The 725-nt window shown below is 56.8% G+C and carries 1 protein-coding gene; it reads right to left on the bottom strand.

Annotation, left to right across the window (positions count from 1 at the left end; genetic code table 11):
• Positions 1-56: 56 nt before the first annotated feature.
• Complete coding sequence (locus HV670_RS30270; RefSeq protein ID WP_175108580.1) at positions 57-617, bottom strand: phospholipase effector Tle1 domain-containing protein; 561 nt, start codon at positions 615-617, stop codon at positions 57-59.
• Positions 618-725 lie beyond the last annotated feature (108 nt).

The raw sequence follows: 725 nt of genomic DNA, 5'->3' as shown, positions 1-725 counted from the left end.
GCGTTCAGACCGTCGGTTCGGTCAACTGTTCGACGGTTGAAGCACAGCTACTTCATTTATGGCGCGATCTGAGCATGCGGCGCCGGAGCCGACCAATCCAGCTGCACGTAGCTATTCAAAATATTCGTTGGACGATACTGCTGTTGCGCTTCGCCCTCTACTCGTATGTTCGGTGCAGCGATACGTTGCATGACGCGTTGGCTGAGCATCAGTGTCGGCGGGAATTCTCGCGCCCCTAGCTTGTAGAGGATGCTGTCTGCCCAGGGGCGATGCTCGATGTCAAGCGGGTTGGGTGTGCCCTGCGGCATCCCTGTCAGCAGCACACCGCTTGCGGCAAGCCGTGCGGCCATCCATGCGAGCGCACAATTCGACAAGCCCGATTCCGTTGCCAGGTAGCCCCCCCCGACATCGGCATGTGCGCCGGGGAATAATACTTGCACAACGCCCGGACGCGTGTCCCACAAGGTCGGTGTGAAATCAGCGCGTTGTTCGTCGATAGCGATCGCATGAAAACCGTTCTCGACGCGATCCGACAGGCTGTTATCGCAGAATTTGAACTCGTCGAGCCGAACAGACGTACCGCCTTGCTCTTGCATATCTGGGATGCCTAAAGCCATCTCGTTATACAGAAGTGAAGGCGGGCATCGACTATGTGTAGTCGGAGCTTGAAGAAATCTGGTCACAAAGGGTTGTAAACCGGCGCGAACTCGCGTTTACTCTCGGAT

Origin of the sequence: Pararobbsia alpina (assembly GCF_902859895.1) — a bacterium.
Classification (GTDB): Bacteria; Pseudomonadota; Gammaproteobacteria; order Burkholderiales; family Burkholderiaceae; genus Pararobbsia; species Pararobbsia alpina.
Note: the sequence above shows the minus strand (reverse complement) of the source record. Positions and strands in the feature narration are given on the sequence as shown.